At 63.5% G+C, this 22,963-nt stretch carries 18 protein-coding genes and 2 pseudogenes; 8 read left to right on the forward strand and 12 right to left on the reverse strand.

Annotated features, from left to right (window positions below; translation table 11 throughout):
- The 12 genes and pseudogenes from G6034_RS20515 to rpmH all read right to left on the reverse strand — a co-directional run.
- Positions 1-248: pseudogene (locus G6034_RS20515) on the reverse strand (hypothetical protein); the annotation flags it as partial.
- 96 nt (positions 249-344) lie between these two features.
- Positions 345-464, reverse strand: a pseudogene (locus G6034_RS20520) (IS110 family transposase); the annotation flags it as partial.
- Between the two features lie 188 nt (positions 465-652).
- Positions 653-910 (reverse strand): hypothetical protein, encoded by a 258-nt coding sequence (locus tag G6034_RS16995; RefSeq protein ID WP_176636301.1) that lies wholly within the window; start codon positions 908-910, stop codon positions 653-655.
- A 13-nt stretch (positions 911-923) separates the two neighbouring features.
- Positions 924-2,084 (reverse strand): integrase catalytic domain-containing protein, encoded by a 1,161-nt coding sequence (locus G6034_RS17000; RefSeq protein ID WP_176636302.1) that lies wholly within the window; start codon positions 2,082-2,084, stop codon positions 924-926.
- 3,194 nt (positions 2,085-5,278) lie between these two features.
- Entirely contained in the window at positions 5,279-6,301 is a 1,023-nt protein-coding gene (locus G6034_RS17005) for a ParB/RepB/Spo0J family partition protein (protein WP_176636331.1), read from the reverse strand.
- A 103-nt stretch (positions 6,302-6,404) separates the two neighbouring features.
- A complete protein-coding gene (locus G6034_RS17010) occupies positions 6,405-7,478 on the reverse strand; it encodes a ParA family protein (protein ID WP_343038133.1) in 1,074 nt (357 codons plus the stop codon).
- 74 nt (positions 7,479-7,552) lie between these two features.
- Entirely contained in the window at positions 7,553-8,191 is a 639-nt protein-coding gene (gene rsmG, locus G6034_RS17015) for a 16S rRNA (guanine(527)-N(7))-methyltransferase RsmG (protein WP_176636304.1), read from the reverse strand.
- A gap of 82 nt (positions 8,192-8,273) precedes the next feature.
- Positions 8,274-8,804: a Jag family protein gene (locus G6034_RS17020; RefSeq protein WP_176636305.1), complete on the reverse strand. Its 531-nt coding sequence runs from the start codon at positions 8,802-8,804 to the stop codon at positions 8,274-8,276.
- Positions 8,804-9,766, reverse strand: coding sequence for a membrane protein insertase YidC (gene yidC, locus G6034_RS17025; protein WP_176636306.1), 963 nt, complete (start codon positions 9,764-9,766; stop codon positions 8,804-8,806). The genes G6034_RS17020 and yidC overlap by 1 nt, the downstream gene beginning before the upstream one ends.
- A gap of 9 nt (positions 9,767-9,775) precedes the next feature.
- On the reverse strand, positions 9,776-10,186 hold the full coding sequence (yidD, locus tag G6034_RS17030) for a membrane protein insertion efficiency factor YidD (RefSeq protein WP_425485540.1): 411 nt from the start codon (positions 10,184-10,186) through the stop codon (positions 9,776-9,778).
- A gap of 16 nt (positions 10,187-10,202) precedes the next feature.
- On the reverse strand, positions 10,203-10,613 hold the full coding sequence (rnpA, locus tag G6034_RS17035) for a ribonuclease P protein component (RefSeq protein WP_176636308.1): 411 nt from the start codon (positions 10,611-10,613) through the stop codon (positions 10,203-10,205).
- 56 nt (positions 10,614-10,669) lie between these two features.
- The gene (rpmH, locus tag G6034_RS19960; RefSeq protein ID WP_011776797.1) at positions 10,670-10,807 is read right to left on the reverse strand and encodes a 50S ribosomal protein L34; all 138 of its coding nucleotides are present in this window, start codon (positions 10,805-10,807) and stop codon (positions 10,670-10,672) included.
- Positions 10,808-11,357: 550 nt separating this feature from the next.
- Here rpmH and dnaA point away from each other — a divergent pair.
- The 8 genes from dnaA (at position 11,358) to G6034_RS17080 (ending at position 22,928) form a co-directional block, all read left to right on the forward strand.
- Positions 11,358-12,794, forward strand: a complete 1,437-nt coding sequence (gene dnaA / locus G6034_RS17045) for a chromosomal replication initiator protein DnaA (RefSeq protein WP_176636309.1) — start codon at positions 11,358-11,360, stop codon at positions 12,792-12,794.
- 471 nt (positions 12,795-13,265) lie between these two features.
- Entirely contained in the window at positions 13,266-14,390 is a 1,125-nt protein-coding gene (dnaN, locus tag G6034_RS17050) for a DNA polymerase III subunit beta (protein WP_176636310.1), read from the forward strand.
- A 47-nt stretch (positions 14,391-14,437) separates the two neighbouring features.
- Positions 14,438-15,325, forward strand: coding sequence for a phosphogluconate dehydrogenase (NAD(+)-dependent, decarboxylating) (gnd, locus tag G6034_RS17055; protein WP_176636311.1), 888 nt, complete (start codon positions 14,438-14,440; stop codon positions 15,323-15,325).
- A 43-nt stretch (positions 15,326-15,368) separates the two neighbouring features.
- The gene (gene recF, locus G6034_RS17060; RefSeq protein ID WP_176636312.1) at positions 15,369-16,622 is read left to right on the forward strand and encodes a DNA replication/repair protein RecF; all 1,254 of its coding nucleotides are present in this window, start codon (positions 15,369-15,371) and stop codon (positions 16,620-16,622) included.
- Positions 16,612-17,205: a DciA family protein gene (locus G6034_RS17065; protein WP_425485541.1), complete on the forward strand. Its 594-nt coding sequence runs from the start codon at positions 16,612-16,614 to the stop codon at positions 17,203-17,205. The genes recF and G6034_RS17065 overlap by 11 nt, the downstream gene beginning before the upstream one ends.
- Positions 17,206-17,610: 405 nt before the next feature.
- Positions 17,611-19,644 carry a DNA topoisomerase (ATP-hydrolyzing) subunit B gene (gene gyrB / locus G6034_RS17070; protein ID WP_343038139.1) on the forward strand — a complete coding sequence of 678 codons (2,034 nt, stop codon included), beginning with the start codon at positions 17,611-17,613 and terminating at the stop codon, positions 19,642-19,644.
- A 75-nt stretch (positions 19,645-19,719) separates the two neighbouring features.
- Positions 19,720-22,374 (forward strand): DNA gyrase subunit A, encoded by a 2,655-nt coding sequence (gyrA, locus tag G6034_RS17075; protein ID WP_176636313.1) that lies wholly within the window; start codon positions 19,720-19,722, stop codon positions 22,372-22,374.
- The gene (locus G6034_RS17080; protein ID WP_176636314.1) at positions 22,371-22,928 is read left to right on the forward strand and encodes a DUF3566 domain-containing protein; all 558 of its coding nucleotides are present in this window, start codon (positions 22,371-22,373) and stop codon (positions 22,926-22,928) included. The genes gyrA and G6034_RS17080 overlap by 4 nt, the downstream gene beginning before the upstream one ends.
- The last annotated feature ends 35 nt before the right edge of the window (positions 22,929-22,963 follow it).

Below are 22,963 nucleotides of genomic sequence, written 5' to 3' on the forward strand. Positions count from 1 at the left end.
AAACGGGTGTGGACCGGGCGGATGTCCGGTCCACACCCGTTTAACCCCTTCGCCCAGAGCGATCCTAAGCGCCAGATTTCGATACCCAGTCTTGCCGCTTTACGCCGCCAAACCCGTTCGAGCTGACAATCTCCCCGGCGTTCGACGTATTTTCCGATGGTTTCATCGAAACGCATGCGGGTCTTGGCGATGATGTCCAGGGCCCTGTTCAGGTGCCGGTCGCCGTGGCGGTCGTGTCGGTGGAGCATGGTGTTCCCGCAGGAGGCCGGGGGCGAATTGTTCGCCGAGCCCGGTCAGGCGTGCCCGGATCTGCTTGGCTCAGGCGGCCGCGGCGTCGATGGCACGGGGAACGCTTCGCCGCCGGTGCACGCCCCGGTCGCGTCGGCTGTGATGGCGTAGGTGTGGGTTCGTGCGTGGGTGTCCACACCGATGACGTAAGCGTACCCTTCCGCAACGATGGACATTGCGGAGATCCTCCATTCCATGACGCTGGTGAACAGGGCGGACGTGTCAACGGAAAGGCACTCGCGCAAAACACCAGGCCAGAGATTGGACGAGTCACACCGCAGCGGCCCTGCATCAAACCTGCCAGCGGGCTCCAGGCCCGCCAATGACCGTTAGAGAGGTTCGAGATGACGACGCCTCCACCGTTTCACGTGAAACTACGGGGCCGCGGGCTGGCCGCTTCCGACTCCATGGCAAGGACGGCAAAGGCAGCCCGGTGGACCCGCCCGAGCGGCTTGTCCGCCACCAGCCGCTCCAGGGACTCATGGCCCAGCGCATACCCACGCAGCGCCATGGACAGCCTGTGGCCCACCTTCCTGTCCCACGGCCTGTCCGGCTCGGCGGGTTCGATCCATTCCTGTTGCCTCAAATCAATGCCTCCGCCTAGCTCGATACGTTGTCTCATTTGATTTCCTCCGCTAGCCCTTGTTGTTCCAGCGGGTGTTGACGGGTGGTTTTGGTGGGGGCGCGTTCTTGTTCAGGGAGAGTTTTTCGAGTTCTCCGGTGAGGTGGAGGATGTCGCGTTGGAGGTGTGCCGGGCGGATGCGCTTGAACGCGGCGTTCATGGTGATGATCGGGCGCTTGCGGACCTGGGGGTCCTTGATGGCGCGCTGGTGCGGGGTTGCCGGGGCGTCGTAGTGCTTGATGACCTTGGCCCCGTAGCGTTGCTTCGTTGCCACTTTCTGCTGCGGGAGCAGGTAGTTGGTGAAGAGCCGGTCAAGCTCCCAGATCTCATTGAGTTTGGCCAGCTCGGCCGCAGTGTCGTAGCGGAGGTAGCCGACGAGCTGGCGGACCCGGGCCCAGTTCTTTTGCTCCACATGGGCGCCGTCGTTTTTGTTGTACGGCCGGGACCGGGTGAAGGTGATCTTGTGCTCGAGGCAGGACCGGTAGAGGTGCGCGTTGATGAACTCACTGCCATTGTCGCTGTCGATTCCAATGACGGGGAACGGGAAGACGGCCATGACGTATTGCAGGGCATCAAACACCCATTTTTCGGCCTTGTTCCGCACTGACCGGTTGACCGTCCAGCCCGTGGATATGTCCGTCACCGTCAAGGTGAAGCAATACTCGCCGGAGGCGTTCCCGCCGTCGTGGGCGATCAGGTCGATCTCGACAAAGCCGGGCACGGCATCGTTCCATTCGGCCCAGGTCCGCATCGGAATCTGGGACTTCACCAAGGATCCGGGCCTGGTGTGGGTCCGCCCGTCCGGGAGCATCGTGGATGCGCTCATCCGCACCAGCAAGGCGGCCTGGGCATCGGTGACCACAAGCTCCTTCTCGCGGCGCAGCAGTGGCACCAGGGCCGGCATCATCGGTGCCAGCGGCTTCCCCGCCGGGGCCCGCAGCACCGACCAGCATAAGACCAGCCCCGGGAGCAGGTCGGGCCCATACAACGGTCTCCTGCCCGTCCTGGGCCGCCGCGGCGGAGGGTTCAGCGCCTGCCGCAACGCCGCCCTGGCATGGTCCCGGTGCGAGCCCGTCAACTCGACCAGCTCATCCAGAATCCGGGCCTTCACCCCCCGCGGAGCCCGTTTGTATGACAGCGCCCGCTCCTTCACCACTGCCTGTCTTTGCGCCATCGTCAGCTCCATGAAAACGGGCATAGCCGGAATCCCGAAACCGACACTGACACCACGCCGCAGCGGAGCAAATCAAATGAGGCAACGAATCGAGCTACGCGGAGGCTTTCCATGAGTCAACGCGCCATTTGGTCCCGTGGATGATGCGCAGGTGGTCTCGCCCACGAACGCTATGTTCCGGTGCGCATTCCCCCGCCTTCCCCGCGTGGGGTTGCCACATGGCTTGACCGTCGTGGCGGGTGGCACCAACAGCCGCGTAGCCGGCCCAGCACATACCCGCGCGTTGAAGGACCACGGCGGGTACACAGCGACGCGAAGCATCCAGCCCGCGTCCGGCGCCACCCCCAGTCTTGCGCGTCGCACGGCGTCGTCCAGTCCCGAGTCGTCCGGCCCCGTCAGGAAGCGGAGCGCCTGAGCGGGCCCAAGGAATGGCCTGCCCGTCCGAGCGTCGACGGTGCCGCGTCATCGCTACGCTGCACCGAACCGCGATGCATTCCGGGTAGCGCAGGGCCGACGGCCTGCCGCCAAAGGCAGCGCCAGGGTCCAGGCACCTGGTCCCGCTAATCCACTCTCCCTCCAGCGTGGGCGTGTGGCCGTAGGGCACGGTTGGCGCCCCCCGTAATCCGCTGCCCAAGGCAGGCGCGCCGGGAGAGAGGCCGTACACGCGCCCGCGTCGCCCGTGGTGTCGTCGTAGAGGGCAAAGCGGGCCCCGGCCGATGCAGGCCCGTGACAGGCCTCCAGCGGTCCCGCATGGGTCCCAACCAGCCTGCCGCCGTCCAGCACGAGTTGGGAAACGAGTCCAACACGAAAGGATCGCACCTCGCCCTAAAATCTGCCGGTTCGGCGGCGAGCTGTATCAGGGTCCCTGGCAGCCCATGTCCGGTCACAAGACGCCGGGAGTGTCGGGGCCTGGTCCGTCCGGTCCGCCTGGTCCCCGACAAACACTGCCTCCGCCCCAGCGGACGGGGCGCGTCGACGGCCCTGCCCTGACTCTGTCCGTCGTGATCGCCTGGCCTGGGACATCCAGGACGCTGAGCGGCTCACCGAGGCATCCGTGGACGTCGGCGATTACGTCGAACGGGCCCGTGTCCTCGAGGAGGTCGTTGAGCGGCGGCTCGCGCTTGAACAATTCCGCCACGATATGTGCCCTGCCGCGAAGCACGTGGACCCTGCGGACGCCCTCCCGGCGAAGGAACCGGAACGGCCGGTACAGCTGGTGAGGCCGCCGGCGCGCCACGCGTGCATCAAGCATCCACCCTCTGCGCTGGCCGTTCCTTGGCAGGCGCACGGCGTAGCTCACGTCCAGCACCACCGCAGCAGGGAGCACGTCATGCTCCCGGGACAACTTCACCAGGGCCCGCCGTGAGTCCGCCTGCTCGTTCGTGGCATGGATGACAGTGAACAGCCCGGCGTCGAGCGGGTGGCTCCGACAAGGGCCGGAAGGCGGTGGCCTGGAATGCCACGCTCAACCTTGATCATGCCCTCCTGAAGAGTGCCAGTTGTGTGGGCCATCCCAGCCTTGGATACTTGGCGCCCACTCCATGGAACTCGACGGCATACCCATCGTCGACGGACATTTCCTGGGCCCAGTCCATAAATTCCTGCCAAGGCCAATCAATCTGGTGGTCCCCGTGCCGCCGCGCCCACCTGCCGCAGCTGCGGACATAGAGGTTTGTTCTCCGCTTTGGGCGTCGTCACGATGACTGAAGCCGGAGCGGCCTGCCCCGAGACATTCGCCTGCAGCACGGGGAGAGGTTCGGGCTTCACGTGATTCTCCACCCCCATGAGGACCATTGCGTCCTTGCCTGTGATTTTGTCATCCTGAAACCTCACCAAACTCCGAATGAGATGTGTCCGTTGACGTGGGGGCTCGACCGGGGCGGATCTACCGTCCCGTCCGGGGCAAGCTGCTTCGAAGAGCTTGCCTGCCAGGTCCTGCCCGCCCGTGACCGGCACGATGGTACGCGAGCTGGCCGGGGCGGTCTGAGTCCCCGCCAGGCGCATCCCAGCCGTGCAGCGGTGCTTGATCCCTCCCGATGGAAGACATGCGCCCCGCCATCGCTTGTCTATGGCATCTTCATCCTGGCAGGGTGTTTGTGGAGCAGGTAGCCACGATCGGTGGCATTGGATCACGTGTGCGTGATGGTGAGGAGCAACGTGTCTCCCCCACGGCAGAATGATCGGCTTGATGCCTTCACGACCTCCGCCCCGCCGGGCCTACGCGGACTGTCTGTGTACAAGCCTTGGGCCAGCTGCCCTTCATGTTTCACGTGAAACCCCCGCGGCAGGTCTCGTGCCACCCCCTGACATGTTTCACGTGAAACGAAGAGCAGAACGTGCTTGGCACCGGGCACCCACCCCGCGGCCACAACCGCCATTTGTGACGGCCTATATCTGGGCTGCTGCATAAGGGCAAAACAGGGCCGGGGCCCGTCCGAGTCAGGGAGGCGCACGGTCCGGGCGGAAGTCCCGCGCAGCACGGGACCACATCTGCCGTAGCTGCCCCACCCAGGCGTCACCGCGCACCTGGCGATACCTTGATGTCTCGAGATGGAGACCTCGGCTATCGTCTCTTTCCACGGCAATCTCTCACAGGAATCCCTGACGAGAGCGATTGGAGGGGTCGGGGCTGCCCACCTAAGGCAATTACTCCGATGTGATGCCGGACCGCGTGGGCGGTGTTGCAATGGCTTCGCTCGGTGCTGTTCCAGTGTGGCCGGTTACTGCTCTGGGGTCGGGTAGAGGTTGAGGCGACCAATATCGGCGCCGAGGATTCTCTGCCGGCCGGAGCGCGGGAAAGGGACCGGGAAGGCGCCGACGGAGGACATCGACAGACTGTTGCCCGGTGTGCACGGCGCCGACTCGCCGCCCAAACGGCAGCTATTGTCCACCCATCAGGGGGCCGTTGGTTGCCGTGGGCCCGGAATCGCGCCCAGCTACCGGCGACTCAGACGGCTGGCCCAAAAGTTGAGCCTTGTCAGGGATCAATGGTGACTCTTTCGCCTGACCCGTGCACCTGTCTCCGCGCCTCGGGAACTATTCTCCGCGCTTCTCAGACGGCCTATGCGGCTCCGTCGAATCCCCGGCGCTTCTCCATGCATCCCTCTGTTGTCCCTGGACCACCCGAGGCGCTCCAGCCCCCTCACCGGGAGTTGGGGTTTGCGAACGGCACTCGCGGCCGCCTTCACCAGGTCCTAGTTCGAACCCGGGCTCAAGACATCCATGATCCTGTTGAGGTCCTCCACCGAAGCAAACTCAATGCTGACCTTGCCCTTCCGTGCACCCAGCGAGATCTTCACATTGGTATCGAGCCGGTCGGACAAGGAGCTGGCGAGGAAATCAAGACGCTCATGCCGCGGGCTGGGCGCTGCCAACCGCGACTTGTGGTCCTGAACCGGGGCTTGATACAACTGCACGGCCTCTTCAGTGGCGCGAACGGACATCCCCTCGGATACGATCTTCTGCGCAAGCTGCTCCATGGCCTCGGCTCCGGGCAGCGAAAGCAGCGCCCGGGCATGCCCTGCGGAAAGCACGCCCGCGGCTACGCGCCGCTGCACAACCGGGGGGAGCTTCAACAGGCGCAGGGTGTTGGAGACCTGGGGGCGGGAGCGGCCAATCCTGTCAGCAAGCTGTTCATGCGTAGTGCTGAAGTCCTCCAGGAGCTGCTGGTAGGCGGCGGCCTCCTCCAAGGGGTTCAGCTGGCTGCGGTGCAGGTTTTCCAGAAGTGCGTCCCGCAACAGGTTGTCGTCGGTTGTTTCCCGCACGATGACGGGGATCGTCGCAAGTCCTGCAGCCTGGGAGGCGCGCCAACGGCGTTCACCCATGACAAGTTCATAGGGCTGGTCGCCGGTCTCGGTCGATTTGCGGACCACAATCGGCTGCAGGATGCCGATTTCCTTGACGGAGTGGACCAGTTCGGCCATCTCGTCCTCGTCGAAGACCGTGCGGGGCTGCTTGCGGTTGGGGTGGATCTCCCCGACCGGAAGCTCCATGAAACGGGCGCCAGGCACTTCGACCAATTCGGGTTCAGGGGCAGGCGATGCTGTGGCCTTGTTGGCAGCCGTGCGCGCGGAAGGCGGCGTCTTTCGTCCCTTTGGCTCCGGAAAAAACAGGTCCACGGGCCGGCTTGGCAGGGATGAAGATCCAGAGTCGTCCTGGGTCGAGTTGGGAATCAAGGCCCCTAAGCCGCGACCAAGGCCCCTACGCTTGTCGGTCATCGATTTTTCCTCCATAGAACGAGCCCCGGCGGTTGCGGGCCTGGTGAATTGCGTGGTGAACGGAAAGGAACACATCTTGCCATCGTGTTCCCCCAGCAGAAGTCTAGCGTTCCGCGATCTCCGCCGCCGCCTCCAGGTACGACAACGCGCCGGTGGATGATGGATCGTAGGTCATCACGGTTTGCTGGTAGCTGGGAGCTTCGGAGATCCTGACGGACCGCGGTATGAGCGCCCGCAGGACCTGGTTTGGGAAATGCTCCCGTACATCGGCCGCGACATGGGCCGCCAGGTTTGTCCGCCCATCGTACATTGTGAGCAGGATCGTTGAAACGACCAAATCGGAGTTCAGGTGTTTTTGGATCATTTCGATATTTTTCAACAACTGACTCAGCCCCTCCAGCGCGTAATACTCGCACTGAATGGGGATCATGACCTCATTCGCCGCGCAAAAGGCGTTGACAGTCAAGAGTCCCAGGCTGGGTGGGCAGTCAATAAAGATGAAATCGAGGCGTTCCTCACCGTTTTCTTCGCGGTGCCTGACGTATTCGTCGATCGCGCGGCGCAACCGCTGTTCGCGCGCAACGAGCGAGACCAGCTCGATCTCAGCCCCGGCAAGATGGATGGTGGCCGGCGCGCAATACAGGTTTTCAATGTCAGGGCATTTTGCGACAACGTCGGCCAGCGTGAAGTCGTTGATGAGCACGTCGTAGATGCTGTCAATTTCGGCATGATGGGGCACGCCCAAGGCGGTGGAGGCGTTCCCCTGGGGATCGATGTCAATCACCAGGACCTGCAGTCCGGCCGATGCGAGGGCGGCCGCAATGTTCACCGTGGTCGTTGTCTTGCCGACGCCGCCCTTTTGGTTGGCGACCGTAAGAATCCGTGTCCGCCGGGGGCGGGGAAGCCTCCGCCCAAGAAGCCGCTCACGCCTTTTGGTTTCGTTCGCCAGCTGACTGGCGATGGGGCTGCTGTCGTCGAAGTCGTCCTCACTGGTGGCCCTCCCCGTCGGGGATGTTTCACGTGAAACATGGAAATTAGCCGTTTGGTCAACCCTTTTCGGTTGATTCGAGGTGTGTGAAACCATTCGCGTCCCGATGCTGCCCGTTGCATCTGCCCGTGCCGACCCCAACGACATAAAAGGCGGTATCCGTTGCGAAGCTGCTTCACTGCTCGTCACGCTGGCACTCTCACTTTCATTTGGCCGGGATTGCCAGTCACTAGCCTATCGGTTCATCCATGGCCTGCGGTGGATCAGCGGCGCTGCACCTTGACGCGGACCACCGTGGTGGGTTCCGCCAAGACACCTGCACCGGCAGTCAACACTTCGGTTTGGACCCCGCCAAGTTTCCTGATGACCTTGGCCGCCTTGGCGATCTCTTCCCCTGCGGTGCGCCCCTTGATGGCCAGCAGTTCTCCTCTGCCCCCGAGAAGGGGAATGGTCAGGGGTGCGAGGGTACTCAGCGCCGAGACCGCGCGGGCGGTCACCACCTCACATTCGACCTTGTCCACGGCCTGCTCAGCCCTGGCGCGGACTATCTCCACATTGTCCAGCCCGAGGTCGGCCACCACCTCCTCCAGCCATACCACCCGGCGCTCCAGCGGCTCGATCAAGGTCAGGTAGAGGTCGGTACGGGCGATGGCCAGACAGAGGCCGGGCAGGCCCGCGCCACTGCCCACATCGGCGACCTTGGCGCCGTCGACAATCAACTCGGCGACGACGGCACAGTTGAGCACGTGTCGGCTCCACAGTCGGGGAACCTCTCTGGGGCCGATCAGCCCGCGTTCGATTCCCGACGTGGCCAGGTGTTCCACATAGCGTTTGGCCAGTGCCAAGCGGGCGCCAAAAATTTGTTCGGCGGCGACGGCTTCTTCAGCACTCAGATCTGCCACTACAGGTGTCCCCTCGCAAGCGGTCCCGTTAACCTGCCCGAAGGCAGGTTAACGGGACCTTTGGTTGAAAAGCGTTTGAACTTTACTGCCCGGCCGTGACCACGATGTGGCGGCCGGGACCTTCGCCCTCGGACTCGGATTCCAGGCCGAGTTCGGCAATGGCATCGTGGACGATCTTCCGCTCGTAGGGCCCCATGGGTTCCAGCGCCACGGATGTGCTTCCAGCCTCGATTCGTTCGGCCGCATCCTTCGCCATCCGCGTCAGCTCGACAGCGCGCTGCTCGCGGTATCCGGCAATGTCCAGGACCAGGCGCGAACGGTTGTCCGTGGCCGACAGGACGCTGAGCCGGGTAAGTTCCTGGAGCGCGTCCAGCACTTCCCCGTCGCGCCCCACCAATTCCTGGAGGGCATCCGATTCCCCATCCGAGATGATGGAGATGTAGGTCCGCCCGTTCCGGACCTCAATGTCGATGTCGCCGTCAATGTCGGCGATGTCCAGCAGCTCTTCCAGGTAGTCCGCCGCGATGTCGCCCTCTTCCTCGAGGCGGCCGGCCCCGGAGGAATCGTCCTGGACATGCGTTTCTTCGGCGGCAATGTCAGTTTCAGCAGGCATTATTTCTTCTTCCTGTTCTTGCGTTGTGGCTGGCTGCGCTGGCCCTTGGGCTCCGGGACTTCTTCCACTTCAGGGACTATGGCCTTCTTCGAGGCCCCCAGCAGCGGAAGGCCCTTGGCCTCGCGGCGCTTCTGGTACTCCTTATACGCGGGAGAGCCGGGCGTGGGCATGCGTCGGATGACGAAGAACTGCTGTCCCATGGTCCAGATGTTGGTGGTGGTCCAGTAAATCAGCACACCGATGGGGAAGTTCACGCCGCCAATTCCGAAGACCAGCGGCAGCACGTACAGCATCATCTTCTGCTGCTTCATGAACGGCCCCTGCATGGCCTCTTCGGACATGTTCTTGGACATGATCTGCTTCTGCGTGATGAACTGCGACGCAATCATGGCAATGATCATGATCAGGGACAGCACCACCACGGCAACGGAAAGGTCTCCGCCCTGGAGCTGGGGCAGGAAGGCCGCCGAGAGCGGGGCCCCAAAGATGGTGGCGTGGTCAAACTGCGCCACCTGGGCGTGGCTCATCCCGCCAATCCCCTTGCTTTCGGCATTGGCCTTGGCCACGCCTGAAAGCACCCGGAAGAGGGAGAAGAAGAACGGCATTTGGATCAGCATGGGCAGGCAGGCCGAGAACGGGTTGGTGCCGTGCTCCTTGTAGAGCGCCATTTGTTCCTGCGCCATCGCCTGGCGGGAAAGCTGGTCGGTCTTGCCCTTGTATTTGGCCTGGAGCTTCTTCATGTCCGGCTGCAGCGCCTGCATCCCGCGCTGTGCCTTGATTTGCTTGACAAAGACGGGGATGAGTGCGGCCCGGATCACGAGCACCAGGCCGATGATGGAAAGGGTCCAGGTGATGCCGGATGCTGCGGGCAGCCCGATGAAGGTCAGGGCGTCATGGAACAGCACCATGATCATTGACACGAGCCACTCGAAGGGCGTCAGAATCGTCTGGAGGAAATCCATATTTCTTTTCTATTCTCCTGAAGCCGTCGGGCGGCTTGGTGTCTCCGCCTGAACCGCCAGAAAGTAGTCGGGATGGTTCAGTTGGACAATGAGGGGGACCGCGGACGGATCATCCCAGTGGACGTGAGCCGGGGCGGGCACCGGATCGAGGCCGCCGGCATTCCAGGGATGGCACCGCAGGATGCGGCGTGCCGCGTACCAGCTGCCCTTGACTGCGCCATGAACGGTTACCGCCTCCAGGGCGTAGGCCGAACATGATGGAAAAAACCGGCACACCTGCCCGTAAGCGGGTGAGATGAAGCGCCGGTAGGTTTTCAGGACAGCAATCAGGATGTTGCCGGGAAGGTGCCACAGGAACAGCCCGGCAACGGACAGCTGATCGAGTGTGCGACGTTCAAGGCTGGCTTGTGTCACAGGCACCTCCTCCTTCAATCCGTCAGGCCTCGTCCACTGCGGCAGCGGTGTCCGGCCGGCCGGCGTCAACCGGCGGTTCCACAGTTTGTCCCGGTATCCGGGAAACAACCTTGGAAAATGCCCTTTGGTAATCATTGACAAGTTCCCCCCAGGAGGCTGTGGCGGCGGGGGCCAGGGCCCTCACCACAACGTTTACCCCATGGGGATGGCGGCGAACAGTCTCAACGGCTATTTCCCTTAGTCTCCTCTTAACGAGGTTTCGGGTCACAGCGTTCCCAATGGCCTTCGACACGATGAACCCCACCTGGCTGGGCTCGTCGGGCAAAGTTGACACCACATATAAGACTACGTTCCGGCGTCCGCAACGGACGCCGGAACGTACAGTATGTGAGAAGGCAGCGGATGTCCGCATTCTGTTTCTGGTGGCCAGCACCCTGCGATCAACCGCTGCTTCCCTAAGGCTCGACGGATCGTCAAGCAGTTATTGGTTTAGGCCGACAGCTCGACGCGACCCTTGCCACGGCGGGCGGCCAAAATGGCGCGTCCGGCGCGGGTGCGCATGCGAAGGCGGAAGCCGTGCTTCTTGGCACGACGGCGGTTGTTCGGCTGAAAAGTCCGCTTGCTCACGGTGATTACTCCAAGACAATCTAAAGATGCGCCTTGCCCGAAGCTAAGTAAAGGGAAGAACAGGCCGACGCTAAGTTTGTGGATGCCCGCCATTTCCTCCTTCGTTCAAGGAGTCGCGCCGGAGCGCAAAGCAGACACATGGGACTTCACAACGTTAGGTCATGGCAGCACTGCTAGTCAAACCGCCGACGCTTCCTGGGCTTCTGTTTTGCGCGCCACTTCCCGGAGAGTGCTGGTGCAGCAGCCGGCGCCTGTGCACCGCCCCGTGGATAACCCGTGGATAAACTGTGCGGACAGGGGTCCCCTGCGCCCACCCGTGTGACATTTATCCACAACCCCTTTTCCTCGCTATCTTCTGGCCTTTTCATCCCTTAGGCTAGGCCCGTGGCAGGTTATCCACGGCTGTGAATAACTCTGTGGATGACGATGCCTGGTTCATCCCCTCCGGGGCCGGAAGCAACCGGCAGTGTAAGGGAAGTCACGCAGGCACGATTGCGCAAATACGAGATTCCGGCGGCACGACCCGCCGGCAGTGAAGGTGGAACAGTCAATGAGCACTGAGGAAATCAATGACGTTGGTAGTTCCTGGCGCCGGGTCATCCGCATTCTGGAACAGGATGAACGGGTGTCACCGCGGCAGCGGGGCTTCGTTGTCCTCACGCAGCCGCAGGGGCTCATTGGAAACACACTGCTGGTGGCCGTCCCCAACGAACTGACCCGTGAGGTCCTGCAGACACAGCTCAACAAGGCCTTGGTTGACGCGCTGCGGCAGGTTTTTCCCGACGAAATCAGCTGTGCATTCAGTGTCAACGCCGACTTGGTTCCCCCTGCCAAGGAGGACGAGGCGGTCCCGGCACCCGCACCCGTCCGGCCCGAGCGGATTGAACGCAACGAGCCTGGCGAAATCGCCTCAAAACCGTCGCCGATGCTCCCCAGCACGTCCCAGGAATTCGGCCGCCTCAATCCGAAATACATCTTTGACTCCTTTGTGATCGGAGCGTCCAACCGCTTCGCCCATGCGGCCGCAGTGGCCGTGGCCGAAGCACCGGCCAAGGCGTACAACCCGCTGTTCATCTACGGCGACTCGGGACTGGGCAAGACCCACCTCCTCCATGCCATTGGCCACTACGCCCGCCGCCTCTACACGGGCATCCGCGTCCGGTACGTCAATTCGGAGGAGTTCACCAACGACTTCATCAACTCCATCCGCGACGATGAAGGTGCCAGCTTCAAGCAGCTGTACAGGAACGTAGACATCCTCTTGATCGATGACATCCAGTTTTTGGCCAACAAGGATGCCACCCAGGAGGAGTTCTTCCACACCTTCAACGCGCTGCATAACCACAACAAGCAGGTGGTCATCACCTCGGACCTGCCACCCAAGCGGCTGCAGGGCTTTGAGGAACGCATGCGCTCACGGTTTGAATGGGGCCTGCTCACGGACGTCCAGCCGCCGGAACTGGAAACCCGCATTGCGATCCTGCGCAAGAAGGCCATCGGCGAGGGGCTCTCCGCCCCCGACGACGCACTCGAGTACATTGCCTCCAAGATCTCCACCAACATCCGCGAGCTTGAAGGGGCACTGATCCGAGTGACTGCGTTCGCCAGCCTGAACCGCCAACCGGTGGACGTGGGCCTGGCTGAAATGGTCCTCAAGGACTTGATCACCGACGACGGCGCCCAGGAGATCACGTCGACGTCGATCCTGGGGCAGACGGCAGCCTACTTCAACATTTCCATGGAAGAACTGTGCAGCAAGTCCCGCACCCGGACGCTGGTTACCGCCCGCCAGATTGCCATGTACCTGTGCCGTGAGTTGACGGACATGTCCCTGCCCAAGATCGGCCAGGAATTCGGCGGCCGCGACCACACCACGGTGATCCACGCCGACCGCAAGATCCGGGAGCTCATGGCAGAGCGTCGGGCCATCTACAACCAGGTGACCGAACTGACCAACAAGATCAAGCAGCAGCAGCGGGAAGGGTGAGGACCGCTGCGCGGGCGCAAGAATCTTCACTAATTAACAGCTGTGGATAAGCCTGTGGATAGTTAAGTGCACAACCAGCATTTCCCTGCGCATAACTACCCTGCCCCCTGTGGATCCCTTAGTAGGTGCGGAAAGTTCTCCACCGCCGCCCACAGCCGCAAGCGGGCTGGCCCCACACCTTGTGCACAGGGCACATTCCCGGAATCGCGCAGCCCAGGCAGGTTACCCACAGTATCCACAGGACTTACTAACACTACGAATCCTAAGAATTCTTCGTTTCAAACAACATTTTCCTTTCCCTTCCCCAGACCGGCAGGACGGGCTCCGGGCAATGTCCGCCTCGGCTGGTCAAGGGGCTAAGCTGTCTGCAAGCATGTAATTTCACAATGGCAACACCGGCGCCCATCCAGCCCGTCCTTTGCCACCACCGGCACCACACACTTTTCGCATGATGAAAGGCGGCACCCTTCCGTGAAGTTCCGAGTCGAACGGGATGTTCTGACCGAAGCAGTCAGCTGGGCCGCACGTTCCTTGTCACCCAGGCCGCCCGTGCCGGTGCTGTCCGGGCTACTTCTCAAGGCGGAAGCAGGGACCCTCAGCCTGGCCAGCTTTGACTACGAAATTTCAGCCCGGCTGGAAATTGCCGCGGACATTGCCGAGGAAGGCACCATCCTGGTCTCCGGCCGCCTGCTGGCGGACATCTGCCGCAGCCTGCCTACCGCTCCGGTAGACGTTGAAACCGACGCTTCCAAGGTGACACTGACCTGCCGGAGCAGCCGGTTCCACCTGGCCACCATGCCCGTCAACGACTACCCGGAACTGCCGGCCCTGCCCGAACTGAGCGGGACCATAGACGGCGAAGCCTTCGCCCAGGCCGTGTCCCAGGTCATCATTGCCTCGAGCAGGGACGACACCCTCCCCATCCTGACCGGCGTCAAGATGGAAATTGAAGGCGATCTCATCACCTTGCTCGCCACCGACCGCTACCGGCTCGCCTTGCGGGAAGTCCGTTGGCACCCGACCACGCCCGGAATCTCCACAGGTGTCCTGGTCAAGGCCAAGACCCTTAGCGAAGTCGCAAAGACGCTGGGTGGTTCGGGAAACATCAACATCGCGTTGTCGGACAACAGCGAATTGATTGGTTTTGAAAGCGGCGGCCGCCGCACCACGTCCCTGCTGGTCGATGGCGACTACCCCAAGATCCGTTCGCTCTTCCCGGAAAACACCCCGATTCACGCGACGGTGGAAACCACCTCGCTGGCCGAGGCGGTCCGCCGGGTGTCCCTCGTTGCGGAACGGAACACTCCGGTCCGCCTGATGTTCAGCGACGGCCAACTGACCTTGGATGCCGGAACCGGCGAGGACGCGCAGGCCTCGGAAAACCTTGAAGCCTCCCTGGTCGGTGAAGACATCACGGTGGCCTTTAATCCCCACTACCTCAGCGAGGGCCTGAACGCGTTTGACAGCAAATACGTCCGGTTCTCCTTTACCTCCGCCCCCAAACCGGCGATGCTCACGGCCCAGGACGACCTTGACGGGGAAAACAGCGATGACTACCGCTACCTTGTCATGCCCGTGAGGCTGCCAAACCAATAGCGGTCCCGCTTTCGTTCCATCCCACCCAAGCAGAAAAGAGAAACGCCGTGCACGTCGGACTTGTCGGACTGGGAAAAATGGGCTTCAACATGCGGGCACGCCTGCGCGCGGCGGGCATTGAGGTCACCGGCTATGACCGCAACGCCGATGTGACGGACGTCCCCGACCTTGCCGGCCTGGTTGCCGCCGTCCCGGCGCCGCGGCTTGTCTGGGTCATGGTGCCCTCAGGGGAGATTACAGATTCAGTCATCACCGAACTGGCCGGGCACATGGACGCCGGAGACCTCATTGTTGACGGCGGCAACTCGCGCTTTACCGAGGACCAGCGGCACCGGGCCCAGCTGGCCGAGAAGTTGATAGGCTTCATGGACGTCGGCGTGTCCGGCGGTGTCTGGGGACTGAAGAACGGCTACGGCCTGATGGCCGGCGGCTCGGACGAGCATGTGGCGTGGGCCATGCCCATCCTTGATGTGCTGCGTCCGGAGGGGGACCGCGCGGACAGCTTCGTCCACGTGGGTGACGTAGGTGCCGGGCACTACGCCAAGATGGTGCACAACGGCATCGAATACGGTCTCATGCAGGCCTACGCCGAAGGCTACGAACTGCTGTCCAAGAAGGAGATCATCAAGGACCTTCCCGGGACCTTCCGCGCCTGGCAGAAGGGCACCGTGGTCCGTTCGTGGCTGCTGGACCTGATGGTCAAGGCCCTGGACGAAGACCCGGGCCTGGTATCGATTGACGACTTCGTTGAAGACTCCGGCGAGGGGCGCTGGACAGTGGAAGAGGCCATCGCCAGCGCCGTGCCTGCCCCGGCCATCACGGCAGCGCTTTTTGCCCGCTTCTCCTCCCGTGAGGACAACTCCCCGGCCATGAGGATGGTCTCGGCCCTGCGCCACCAGTTTGGCGGCCACGCCACCAAACCGGCAGGCTCCTGAACCTCGCCTTCACAACAAGCACCTGCGAAGCCAAGCCGTACCCGTGTTCCTTGAACATCTTTCCCTGACCGATTTCCGCAGCTATGCGCAGGTCGACCTAGACCTTTCCCCCGGGGTCACCGTCCTGGTCGGTTCCAACGGGCTCGGCAAGACGAACCTGGTGGAGGCCATCGGCTACCTGTCCAGCCTTTCCTCGCACCGTGTCAGCTCCGACAGTCCGCTGCTGCGGTTGGGGACTGATCGGGCCCTGATCCGGGCCCAGCTGGTGAGGGGCTCCCAAAAGCTCGTGGTGGAGGTGGAAATCAATGCCGCCCGGGCCAATCGGGCCCGCATCAACAGGGCCAATCCGATCCGGGCCAGGGACGTGCTGGGACTGTGCCGCAGCGTGCTCTTTGCCCCGGAGGACCTGGCGCTGGTCAAGGGGGACCCGGCCAACCGGCGTCGTTTCCTGGACGAGCTGCTGGTGGTCCTGACGCCACAACACGCAGCCACCCGGCAGGACTACGACAAAGTCCTCAAGCAGCGCAACGCCCTCTTGAAGTCCGCGCGGGCGGCACACTTTTCCCGCAGCGGCGTCACCGTGAGCCAGCTGGCCACCCTTGAGGTATGGGACGCGCACCTGGCGGCGGCCGCCGCGAACCTCCTGGCGGCCAGGCTTGAACTGCTCACCATGCTGCGCCCGCACATGGCCGAGGCCTATGCCCGATTGACCGACGGCTCCAAGGTGTTGCGGGCCGCCTACCGCAGCAGTCTGGAGACGTCCCCGGATCCGGGGGACACGTACGACGCCGGCCCCCCCGACGCCGCTGTCCTTTTCCGGGCTCCTTCCGGCAGCGGGGAGGAGGAACTGTCGCTGTGCAGCGTGGCAGAGCTCACCGCGAGGTATGTCGCTGCCCTGGCTGCTGCCCGCACCCGGGAACTGGAACGGGGCATGTCCCTGGTGGGGCCGCACCGCGACGAACTGGAACTGCTCCTGGGCGACGCGCCAGCGCGCGGATACGCTTCACACGGTGAGTCATGGTCGGTGGCGCTGTCCCTGAGGCTGGCGTCCTTCCACGTTCTGGGCGAGGATTCCCACATTCCGGGCAACCAGCCCATCCTCATCCTTGACGACGTGTTTGCCGAACTCGATGCGCAGCGCCGCAGGAAGCTGGCTGCCATGGTGGGCAGTGCCGAACAGGTCCTGGTGACGGCCGCCGTGGCCGCGGACATTCCCGAGGAACTGGCGGGCGCGCAGGTGCGGGTCATTCCCGGCGGCGTCCTTCCCTTGGGGGAAGGTGGTTCCGGTGGTGAATGACCCCTCCGGCGACAGCCGCGGGGGCGACGCAGGGGACGGGTGGCAACGCCGGCTGGGGCCGCCGGCCGCGGACCATGTCACCGAGGTGGATGCCGCGCAGGCCGCACTGAACCGGATGCGGACCATCGCCAAGAGCCGCGGTGAATTGCGGATTCCGCGCAGCCGCCTGGGGGCGAAGACCGTGCCCAAGGCTAAGCGCGCGCCCTTTCTGGACGCGCCGGGCGGCGGGCGCGACCCACAGGGCCTGGGGCGTGTGGTGAGCCGGCTGGTATCCGACCGCGGCTGGAGTTCACCCCTGGCAGTCGGATCGGTCATGGCTCAGTGGGACACCCTGGTAGGGGCGGACATCGCCGCCCACTGCCGTCCGGAAAGCTTCGAGGTCACCACCTTGCACGTCCGTTGTGATTCCACGAGCTGGGCCACGCAGTTGAGGCTCCTCTCGTCGTCGCTCCTGGCCAAGTTTGACGCCGAGCTGGGCGCCGGCGTCGTGACCAGGATCCTTGTCCTGGGGCCGGCCGCCCCCAATTGGCGCAAGGGCTTCCGCAGCGTCAAGGGACGCGGCCCGCGCGACACCTACGGTTAGGGGCTCCGGCCCGGTCCCAACCGCCGGCACGGAATTGCCAGTTGCGCTGCAGGGCGTTTTAAACCCCCTTGGGCGTATGTCCCCTCATCCGGGGGCGAATGATTCGATTCCAGGGCGCATCTCGAGCGTCCCAGGGCATGTTTGTGCCCGGTTGAGTGCTGGCGCAAGGTAGAATTGGACGCAGGACCGCCTCTCCGCGGCGCCACGGCACGTCCTGTGGCTCCCGTTGGAGCGGTAAAGACCAGCCTTCCAGGGGAAATTACGTGTACGGCCAATCGTTTCCGTGCCCTGCCTCCCGGCGGCAATCCAGCGAACTATCTAAAGGGGTCGAACGCGCCTGTGACTGAGAACAATCCGGAAAACCCGGGCAACGCCAATAGTGCGGTCGTGGAGGATGCCGCCACTGTGGTTGCCGTCGACGTCCAGGCGTCCCCGGACAACAACAAGCCCCACTACGATGCCAGCGACATCACCGTGCTCGAAGGTCTGGAAGCAGTCCGGAAGCGCCCCGGCATGTACATCGGCTCCACGGGCCTGCGCGGGCTCCACCACCTGGTCTATGAAGTGGTGGATAACTCGGTCGATGAGGCCCTGGCCGGATATTGTGACCACATCGAAGTCACGCTGACCGCCGACGGCGGCGTCCGTGTCGTGGACGACGGCCGCGGCATTCCGGTGGACATACACCCCACCGAACACAAGCCCACGGTCGAGGTGGTCATGACCATCCTGCATGCCGGTGGCAAGTTTGGCGGCAGCGGCTATGCGGTTTCCGGCGGACTGCACGGCGTGGGCATCTCAGTGGTGAACGCGCTGTCCCGCCGGGTCGACACCGAGATCCGGCGCAAGGGCCATGTGTGGCGCATGCGCTTCGCCGACGGCGGCAAGCCCCAGGGCACGCTGGTCAAGGGTGAGACAACCACCGAGACCGGGACCACGCAGACGTTTTACCCGGACCCGGAAATCTTCGAATCCGTCGAGTTCGACTTTGAAACCCTCCGCGCCCGCTTCCAGCAGATGGCCTTCCTGAACAAGGGCCTGAAGATCACGCTCACCGACGAGCGCGTGCCGGACGTGGTCGACGAGGACCCCGACCTGGATGCCATCCCCGAGGGCAAGGACGTGGCCACCGGCAGGCGCGAGGTGGTCTACAGGTATGTTGACGGACTGCTGGACTATGTCAAGTACCTCAACTCCTCCAAGAAGTATGAGCCGGTCCATGAAGACGTCATTGCCTTTGAGGTGGAGGACACCACCCGACACATGGCGGTGGAACTGGCCCTTCAGTGGACCACCTCCTTCTCCGAAAGCGTCCACACCTACGCCAACACCATCAATACCCACGAGGGCGGAACGCACGAAGAGGGCTTCCGCGCCGCCATGACCTCCTTGATCAACCGCTACGCGCGGGAAAAGGGCATCATCAAGGAAAAGGATGACAACCTCACGGGCGACGACATCCGTGAAGGCCTCACGGCCGTGATTTCCGTCAAACTTTCCGAACCGCAGTTCGAGGGCCAGACCAAGACCAAACTGGGCAACTCCGAGGTCAAGGGCTTTGTCCAGCGCGTGGTGACGGATGGACTGGGCGACTGGCTCGAACGCAATCCCGGCCCTTCCCGCGACATCATCCGCAAGGCCATCCAGGCGTCGCAGGCCCGCATGGCCGCGCGCAAGGCGCGTGAAAACACGCGACGCAAGGGGCTGCTGGAATCCGGTGGCATGCCAGGAAAGCTCAAGGACTGCCAGTCCAAGGACCCGGCCCTGTCCGAGATCTACATCGTGGAGGGTGACTCCGCCGGTGGCTCGGCAGTCCGCGGCCGGAACCCAACCACGCAGGCCATCCTGCCGCTGCGGGGCAAGATTCTCAACGTGGAGCGGGCGCGCCTCGACCGGGCCCTGGGCAACGCCGAGGTCCAGGCCATGATCACGGCATTTGGCGCCGGCATCGGCGAGGACTTTGATGTCGACAAGGCCCGGTACCACAAGATTGTGCTCATGGCCGACGCCGATGTTGACGGCCAGCACATCACCACCTTGCTGCTGACGCTGCTGTTCCGCTACATGCGCCCCTTGATCGAGAGCGGCTACGTGTATCTCGCGCAGCCGCCGCTGTACCGGATCAAATGGTCCAACGCGCCGCACGACTACGTCTACAGCGACAAGGAACGTGACGCCGCACTTGTGGCAGGGGCCGCGGCAGGCCGCCGCATTCCCAAGGACAACGGCATCCAGCGGTACAAGGGACTGGGTGAGATGGACTACTCCGAGCTGTGGGACACCACCATGGATCCGGCCCACCGCACCCTGCTCCAGGTCACCATGGACGACGCCGCCGAGGCCGACCAGATCTTCTCCATCCTCATGGGCGAAGATGTTGAATCGCGACGAAACTTTATTCAGCAAAACGCCAAGGACGTCCGGTTCCTCGATATTTAGGCTCACGGGAACCCGGCGTTCCCGCACGCGAATATTACGATCCAGGCATATGTTGGGAATGGAATTTAAAAGACTATGAGTGATGAAACCCCCGAAAATCCGGGCCTTGGGAACGACGAAGGTTCCTCTGACGGCGTTCTGACGGGCGAGGTCCGCAGCGACCACGACAAGGTTGAACAGATCGACCTGCAGGACGAGATGAAGCGGTCGTACCTGGACTACGCCATGGCCGTCATTGTGGGCCGCGCGCTTCCCGACGTCCGGGACGGACTCAAGCCCGTCCACCGCCGCGTGCTCTACGCCATGTTCGACGGCGGATACCGACCGGAACGCTCCTTCAACAAGTGCGCGCGCGTGGTGGGCGAGGTCATGGGCCAGTACCACCCGCACGGAGACTCCGCCATCTATGACGCCCTGGTCCGCCTGATCCAGGACTGGACGATGCGCTACCCGCTGGCGTTGGGGCAGGGCAACTTTGGCTCACCCGGAAACGACGGCGCGGCAGCCCCCCGTTACACGGAAACAAAGATGGCCCCGCTGGCCATGGAAATGGTCCGGGACATCGACGAGGATACCGTCGACTTCCAGGACAACTACGACGGCAAGAACCAGGAACCGACCATCCTGCCGTCCCGCTTCCCCAACCTGCTGGTCAACGGCTCCTCCGGCATCGCCGTGGGCATGGCCACCAACATCCCGCCGCACAACCTGCGCGAGGTGTCCGAGGGCGTCCAGTGGTTCCTGGCCAACCCGACCGTCGGCCGCGAGGAACTCCTGGAAGCCCTCATCGCACGGATCAAGGGGCCGGACTTCCCCACCGGAGCGCAGATCCTGGGCCGCAAGGGCATCGAGGACGCCTACCGCACGGGCCGCGGCTCCATCACCATGCGGGCCGTGGTCAACGTCGAGGAGATCCAGGGGCGCACCTGCTTGGTTGTCACCGAGCTGCCGTACCAGGCCAACCCGGACAACCTTGCCATCAAGATTGCCGAACTCGTCAAGGACGGCAAGATCTCCGGCATCGCCGACCTGCGTGACGAAACGTCCGGGCGCACGGGCCAGCGCCTCGTCGTCGTCCTTAAGCGCGACGCCGTGGCCAAGGTGGTGCTCAACAACCTCTACAAGCACACTCAGCTGCAGGAAAACTTCAGCGCGAACATGCTGGCCATCGTGGACGGCGTGCCGCGCACCCTGCCCCTGGACGCGTTCATCCGCCACTGGGTCACCCACCAGATGGACGTCATTGTCCGCCGCACGCGGTTCCGCCTGCGGAAGGCGGAAGAGGAAGCACACATTCAGCGGGCCCTGTTGAAGGCGCTCGACGCCCTCGACGAGGTAATCGCGCTGATCCGCCGCTCCTCCACCTCGGAGGAAGCCCGCGACGGATTGATGGCGCTGCTGGAGATCGACGAGATCCAGGCCAAGGCCATCCTCGACATGCAGCTGCGCAAGCTCGCCGCCCTGGAACACCAGAAGATCCAGGACCGCGCCGATGTGCTGGAAACGATGATCACCGAGTTCAACAGGATCCTGGCCGACCCTGAGGTCCAGCGCGGCATTGTCAGCGACGAACTTGCCGAAATCACCGCCCGCTTCGGCGACGACCGCCGCACCGAGATCATGATGGGCTACGACCCCAACATGAGCATGGAAGACCTCATCCCGGAAGAGGAGATGGTGGTCACCATCACCCGCGGGGGCTACGTCAAGCGGACGCGCAGCGACAACTACCGCACGCAGCACCGCGGCGGCAAGGGTGTCAAGGGGGCGCAGCTGCGCGGCGACGACGTCGTGGAGCACTTCTTTGTGACCACCACGCACCACTGGCTGCTGTTCTTCACCAACCTGGGCCGCGTCTACCGCGCCAAGGCGTATGAGCTGGCCGAGGCCGGGCGCGACGCCAAGGGCCAGCACGTCGCGAACCTGCTGGCGTTCCAGCCCGACGAAAAAATTGCCCAGGTCATGGAGCTCAAGGACTACCAGCAGTCGCCCTATCTGGTGCTGGCCACCCGCAACGGCCTGGTCAAGAAGACCCGCCTGGAGGACTATGACACCAACCGTTCGGCCGGCGTCATCGCCATCAACCTGCGCGACGACGACGAACTGGTTTCCGCCCAGCTGGTCTCCGACACGGACGATCTCCTGCTGGTTTCCCGCAAGGGGCAGTCCATCAGGTTCACGGCCACCGACGAGGCGCTGCGTCCCATGGGCCGGGCAACCTCCGGCGTCACCGGCATGAAGTTCCGCGACCGGGACGAGCTGCTGGCCGCCAATGTGGTCACTGACGACTCCTTCGTGTTCATCGTGACCGAGGGCGGCTATGCCAAGCGGACGGCCGTGGAGGAATACCGCCTGCAGGGCCGCGGCGGGCTGGGCATCAAGGTTGCCAAGCTGGTCGAGGACCGCGGGGACCTGGTGGGGGCCCTGATCGTCCGCGAAGACGACGAAGTCCTGGTGGTGATGAGCGGCGGCAAGATTGTCCGCTCCAACGTCTCCGAGGTTCCGGCCAAGGGCCGTGACACCATGGGCGTCATCTTTGCCAAGCCCGACAAGAACGACCGGATCATCGAAGTGGCGCGCAACAGCGAACGAGGCCTTGAGCATGACGAGGACCTGGAAGACGCCGAAAACGGGGCTGACGTGGCGGCCGGCGGCGCTTTTGAAGCAAACGTCCAGACTGATGAAGTACCGTTAAGCGACCATGACGCATCAAATGGAGGTACCGATTGAGCACGAATAACCCGAATCCGCGGCCAGGTACCGCCCCGCGGGTAAGTGCACCGGCCCGCCCCGCGCAGCGTCCCGGAACGGTGGGTGCGTCGAAATCCGCACCCACGGCAAGCAAATCCGCGCCCTCCGCCGCCAAGCGGCCGGCACCGGCACGGCCGCCGCTCGTCAAGCCGGCGCCCAAGGCCAAGGCGCGACGCGCGCGACTGCTGGTCAGCAAGGTCGAGCCGTGGTCCGTGCTGAAAATGGCGTTTCTGCTGTCCGTTGCCCTGGGCATCATCACCGTCGTTGCGGCCATTGTGCTCTGGTCCGTCCTGGACGTGATCGGCCTCTTTGACAAGGTCAACGCCCTCATGACGGACATCCAGGGCTCCGAAGGCGGTTCGGCCTTCGACCTGATGAAGTTTGCCTCCCTCGGCCAGGTGGCCTCCTACTCGACCATCATTGCCGTCGTCAATGTGGTGCTCTTGACCACGCTGTCAATGTTGTCCGCAGTGCTCTACAACATCTCCGCCACGCTGGTGGGCGGCATCGGCGTAACCCTCACCGATGACTAGAAATCCCTTGAAATCCTTGGACCGGCGGGCCCGAA

Origin of the sequence: Arthrobacter wenxiniae (assembly GCF_013376105.1) — a bacterium.
GTDB lineage: Bacteria > Actinomycetota > Actinomycetes > Actinomycetales > Micrococcaceae > Specibacter > Specibacter wenxiniae.